The organism is Microcystis sp. M090S1, assembly GCF_020246295.1.
Taxonomy (GTDB): domain Bacteria; phylum Cyanobacteriota; class Cyanobacteriia; order Cyanobacteriales; family Microcystaceae; genus Microcystis; species Microcystis aeruginosa.
Map to the genome: position 1 here is coordinate 1 of NZ_JADBTF010000396.1, position 4,644 is coordinate 4,644.

Sequence of the window (4,644 nt, forward strand, 5' to 3'; positions counted from 1 at the left end):
CTAACTTCTCATCGATACCCAAAAAGCGCCGAATACTGGGGTCTTTGCTGTCGGCAAAAGTGGCAATATTTTGGGAGTTAATCCCAAATTCTTCCCCTTGAATTAAACTAAAAACGATCGAGCGGACGGCATTCGACCAAGGGGGATCACCATCGGCCACGGCCGGGGCCAAGGGTTCCTTAGATATTACCACTTAGTTTACCACTGATAGGGAATAATATTAGTATCATAAGGTAAGCGATCTTCATCTGGTGCGTCTGCCTGAAAAGCGACCGAGTTTAGATGCAGTGCAAAAGCTTCCCGCTCGCCAATTGTCTGAAAACCATGCCAAATACCGGGAGGAATTTGTACCAGTTTAGGAGCCAATTCGCCTAAAAATATCGTGTTAATTTTGCCTCTGGTGGGTGAGGTTTCCCGATCATCGTAAAGGACAAGTTTCAACAGTCCTACAATGACGGCAATTTGATCAATTTGCGTTGTGTGTCTGTACCAAGCTTTAACAATACCGGGCAAAGTTGAAGTAATATAAACTTGTCCAAAGCCGGGGAAAATCTTATCATCAGCCCGTTGAATTTCCATGAGTCGTCCTTTTTCATTTGGCAATAACTTGAGAGGGCAAACTTCTACACCTTCTATCCATTGCTCATTAGATTGTGTTAACTTTGTCATAGCTAAAGACTTAAGAACCATTTATCACTATAAGGAACCACATAATGAGCCACTATACTACAGATATTGACCATTTGCGTTTATTTCTATTTACCACAGATGCTTTATTGGCTAAACAAGCCGAGCAAGTAGGGATTGATAGTATCATTGTAGACTGGGAACGGATTGGTAAACGAGAGCGACAGATTAGCTATTCAACCCAAATCAACGCCGATACACCAGAAGATGTGGTTGCTCTAGCTGAAGTTATCTCCATCCCAATTACAGTAAGAATTAATCCCTTAGATAACAATACTTCTGACGAGATAGAAACTGCCCTAGATTCTGGAGCTAAGATTATTATGCTACCGATGGCAAAAGTTCCCAGTGAGGTAGATAAATTTATTTCTCTAGTCAATGGAAGAGCTAAAACCCTAGTCCAAATTGAGACTCACACATTAGTAGAACATTGCCATGAGCTTAGAGATCTAGGTTGGGACTATAGTTATATTGGACTGAATGATTTAATGATTTCACGCCAAAAAAACTCTATTTGGGATTTACTGGCAGATGGTACAGTTGAACAAATTTTTCAAATTTTAAACAATCGTATCGTTGGATTCGGTGGAGTAACGAGAATTAGTGGCGGCAACCCTATACCCTTCCTCGAACTTCTGCATGAGATGGCGCGGATCAATTGCGGTTTAAGTGTTTTGAGGCGTACTTTTAAAAACGAAATGAGTGGACGGAATCTTCAGGCGGAGATCCAAGCGATTCGGGCTGCTTGGGTAGCGGCGCGTCTTCGCAGTCGGGAAGCAGTTTTAGCAGATCAGCTCACATTTTTAAAGCGACTGGGAGCAAATTAGAATTATGATATGGCTTATAGATCAAAACGCCAAGGTTATGGACGTAGCTGTTATTATCCCTTTATTCAACGGCTCTCAATGGATTCGACAAACACTCGAGTCAGTATTTTCCCAGTCTCAACCACCGAGAGAAATAGTAGTGGTTGACGATGGTTCTGAGGACGAATCCCTAGAGATTGTCAAGTCTTTTTCAGGTATCACTTTATTACGAAATCCTGACAAGGGTTCTCATTGCGCCCGCAATTTTGGATTCAAACATACTACTGCGCCTCTAGTAGCATTTCTCGATCAGGATGACATCTGGCATCGAGATCACCTGCGCCTTATGAGTACGATCCTAGAACAATTTCCCCAATCTGCTGCTTGTGTAGCCAATTGCGCCCATTTTTATGAAGATAGCCTAAATTTTCCCTCTCCAGTCCTCAATTCTCAGTTTTTTGCTCCTTGGGACTTTTTCCCTACCAATTCTGTCGCCACTCCCTCAGCTGTTGTGATTCGACGCGAAGCACTCGATTCCATCAATGGCTGGCCAACACAGTTTACGGGAACTGCTGTAGATTACTATACTTGGTTAAGGTTAAGTGTTAATCAATCTCTGATAAGAAACCATTGTATTACGGTTGGATATCGTCGCCATAATAATTCTCAGGGGACGAAGTTAAGACTACAAAACCTTGAAAAATTAATAGATAATCACATAAACACTTTAGCAGATGCTCTTCGTTATCGGGTTTCTGTCTATCCCCAAGATGCTGTATTACTGGAAAATAGATTGAAATCATTAACTAATATGTTGGATATTATCACAGCCACTATCACTGCTGATCAATCACTGCTGGTGAAAGGTGCTATTTCCTTTGAAGAAAGTCTAGCTAATGAGTCAACTGCTTTTATTAGCTCAATGTGTAACTTGCTGTTATGGTTTTTATATCCTTACTTAGATCCTCAAGAATTTACTTTGAAAATCATCCTCGAACATTGGCCAAATAAGGCAGCCAAAACCCGCCAAGGATTGAGAGAGCGAATTGCTTTAAGCAGAATCCTTCCGAGACATCTATTAGCACATCCATTTGACCTAAGTTTATGGGCTTTATTAGTAGAGTTTGCACCTTTGATAAGCAATAAGCTTATGCCCCGATAAATTCCTCTGACAAATTATATAATCATTAATTCAATCAACAATATGGCTACTAATACCCTCATTAAAAATCGATTGAAAAACTTACAACACTTCGCCCCAAATATTGTAGGTGAATTTATATATTTATGGAAAGATAGACAATATGATCCCCCTAAAGAGCAAAGAGAAATTTTGAAGAAATTAGCAACCGATTCCACTGAACATCTTAATAAACGCTCTTTATATAGTCATTTATTAGGAACTTATAGAATCTTGAAAAAATGGAACTCATCTGAAGAGATTTGTCTAGCTGGTCTTTATCACAGCATCTATGGAACTTATAGCTATAGAAAAAGTTTGGTTAATCTAGAACAAAGAGGTATAATTAAGGATGCTATTGGTTCTGATGCTGAAAAATTAGTTTACTATTATTGTCTTGAAGATAGAAAACATTTCCCCTCTAATTTTGAGCAAGTTAATGAATTTAAACTGATAAATTATCGTGATAACAAGGAAATAATTTTAACTCAAACAGAGCTTAGTGCTTTAATAACTATTCGTTTAGCAGATCACTTAGAACAATTACCTTATACCCGTGATTATCGTCATCAAGAATTTTATCTTAAAGCTAAACCTTTCCTGACTCAAAAAGCTTATGCTGATTTTCTGATGGCTCATAGGAGAAAAATTTAATTATGGTTAATAAAGATGAAATTTAGTATTGTTATTACAACCTGCAATCGTTTATCGTTGCTTAAAAGAGCAATCGCTTCGTCCCTAAATCAATCTATTCCCTGTGAAGTCATTGTGGTTGATGATTGTTCCTCTGATGGTACAGCAGAATATATTCAAAGCCTGGGGGAAGATATTATCTTCTATCGTAATCTCAAGAATATGAGGCAATCCTTTTCGGTAAATGTAGGGGTTAAAGCTGCTCAAGGAGATTGGATTAAACTACTCGATGATGATGACTATCTTGCCCCTAATTGTATAGAGGAAATAATGAAAAATATTGCTCAGTATCCCGAAGCTGTCATTTGTTCCTGTCAGGCGACACAGGTGGATATTAAAGGAGTAGAAATCTGTCAAACTCCAAAAATAGGACTTGAACAGGCTTTCTATATCGCTCAAGCAGATATACACTATGGTATGCTCCTAGAAGAAGTTCCCTTCGGAACAACTAGCCAAGTTGCTTTTCTCAGAGATGCTTTTCTTAACTCAGGGGGTTGGGATTCAAGTTTAGATGACTGTTATAATGACATTGATTGCTGGCTTCGCATTGCTCAGTTTGGGGATGCTGTGTTTGTTAACTCCTGTTTGGTGTATCGAGTAGTTTGGTCTGGTAGTTATAATCAAAAGTCTTCATTGTTAAAGCGACTCAACACTAACATTTTGATCAAAGAGAAAATATATAACTTAGTTAATCCAAAATATCAGTCTGTTCTGCCACCACTCTCATATATATGTAATTATGTTAAACTACATTGGTTATTAGTGGCCTTAAAACAAAAACATTTTGTTTTCGCCATCAGAATCTCTTTTCCTGCCGTATTATCTATGAGGTCTTGGAATATTTTAGTTAAGGCAATGAGATCCCGTAATAATCGCCCTTCCAGAAAAAGCGTAATTTTAAAAACTACAAAGTGAAGTGACGCAATCCTTCCCAGTATCCTTGCTCAAGCTTTCAAAGGAGAATTATTATCTCGTTCCCAGGTAGAACCTGGGAACGCTCTCTTCCGGTTCTACCTGAATACTACTTTAAGGCAGAGCCTTCGATATTGTGTTCCAAGGCTCTGCCTTGCAACAAGGAACCTTCGCTCATGATGCCCAAATCGACGATCAAAGATTAGATTTATATAGCCTAGAAATTGAACAATGGTGGCAAATTTTCCCGCTTTTATGGACATTACCGCGAGGACAACAGGGTTTATTATCTTGGGTGAGAACTCTTAAGGGGAAAGAAATTCAAATTCAGACTCGTAAACCCCATAGTATTAACACCGATGGCGA

The 4,644-nt window shown here is 38.9% G+C and carries 5 protein-coding genes and 2 pseudogenes; 5 read left to right on the forward strand and 2 right to left on the reverse strand.

The annotated features are described in order from the left end of the window. Positions 1–193 (reverse strand): annotated as a pseudogene (locus IM477_RS17595) (amino acid ABC transporter substrate-binding protein); the annotation flags it as partial. A gap of 5 nt (positions 194–198) precedes the next feature. Further along, positions 199–669 (reverse strand): dTDP-4-dehydrorhamnose 3,5-epimerase family protein, encoded by a 471-nt coding sequence (locus IM477_RS17600; protein WP_147070831.1) that lies wholly within the window; start codon positions 667–669, stop codon positions 199–201. Between the two features lie 44 nt (positions 670–713). On the opposite strand from IM477_RS17600, the gene IM477_RS17605 reads away from it, so the two are divergent. The 5 genes and pseudogenes from IM477_RS17605 to IM477_RS17625 all read left to right on the forward strand — a co-directional run. Beyond that, positions 714–1,514, forward strand: a complete 801-nt coding sequence (locus IM477_RS17605) for an aldolase/citrate lyase family protein (protein ID WP_147070829.1) — start codon at positions 714–716, stop codon at positions 1,512–1,514. Positions 1,515–1,518: 4 nt separating this feature from the next. Continuing rightward, positions 1,519–2,655: a glycosyltransferase family 2 protein gene (locus tag IM477_RS17610; RefSeq protein WP_287732845.1), complete on the forward strand. Its 1,137-nt coding sequence runs from the start codon at positions 1,519–1,521 to the stop codon at positions 2,653–2,655. A gap of 42 nt (positions 2,656–2,697) precedes the next feature. Then, positions 2,698–3,327 (forward strand): DUF6817 domain-containing protein, encoded by a 630-nt coding sequence (locus tag IM477_RS17615; protein WP_147070825.1) that lies wholly within the window; start codon positions 2,698–2,700, stop codon positions 3,325–3,327. 15 nt (positions 3,328–3,342) lie between these two features. Further along, positions 3,343–4,281: a glycosyltransferase family 2 protein gene (locus IM477_RS17620; RefSeq protein ID WP_287732846.1), complete on the forward strand. Its 939-nt coding sequence runs from the start codon at positions 3,343–3,345 to the stop codon at positions 4,279–4,281. 169 nt (positions 4,282–4,450) lie between these two features. Continuing rightward, positions 4,451–4,644: pseudogene (locus IM477_RS17625) on the forward strand (lipid kinase); the annotation flags it as partial.